The sequence below is a fragment of the Pseudomonas entomophila genome (genome assembly GCF_013523125.1).
Classification (GTDB): domain Bacteria; phylum Pseudomonadota; class Gammaproteobacteria; order Pseudomonadales; family Pseudomonadaceae; genus Aquipseudomonas; species Aquipseudomonas entomophila_B.
This window is the reverse complement of the sequence record NZ_JAAMQJ010000116.1, coordinates 1-475: the sequence shown is the minus strand read 5'-3', so window position 1 is coordinate 475 and position 475 is coordinate 1. Positions and strand designations below refer to the sequence as shown.

Annotated in this window: 1 protein-coding gene; it reads left to right on the top strand. The window is 59.4% G+C overall.

From position 1 onward, the window contains the following. Nucleotides 1-155 precede the first annotated feature (155 nt). Nucleotides 156-475, top strand: a 320-nt coding sequence (locus G7007_RS21870) for an IS110 family transposase (protein WP_181105185.1), incomplete at its 3' end; no start/stop codon positions are given.

The following is a 475-nucleotide window of genomic DNA, read 5'->3' as shown; positions in this document are numbered from 1 at the left end:
GGGCATCGAGCCCGCATTGTAGATATGCTCGGGCCTTCCACCCTCACTCGAACAGTTCGAACGGTATCTAGTGCCCGCCCCCGGCGTGAGCACGCATTCACAAGGTTGAACCGAGTGCTGGATGATCCACCCCTTATCGTCTGAAGGAGAAGATCATGCCTGTTGTTGTTGGCGTCGATGTCGCCAAACGATCTTTCGACATTGCTACCCCGCTTGCCAACGGCAAGGTCCGCACCAAGGCCAAATTGGCCAACGATTCAAAAGGCTTCGAACAGTTCGAGGCCTGGCTGCAAACACACGCCGAGCCTGGCGCCTGGGTGGTGATGGAGGCTACTGGCACCTACCACGAGGCGCTGGCCGAATACCTGCACGCTCGGCACTACCGGGTGTGCATCGTCAACCCAGCGGTGATCGCGAAGTTCGCCGAATTCGAGCTGCGCCGCGTCAAGACCGACAAGGCCGACGCCAAGACCAT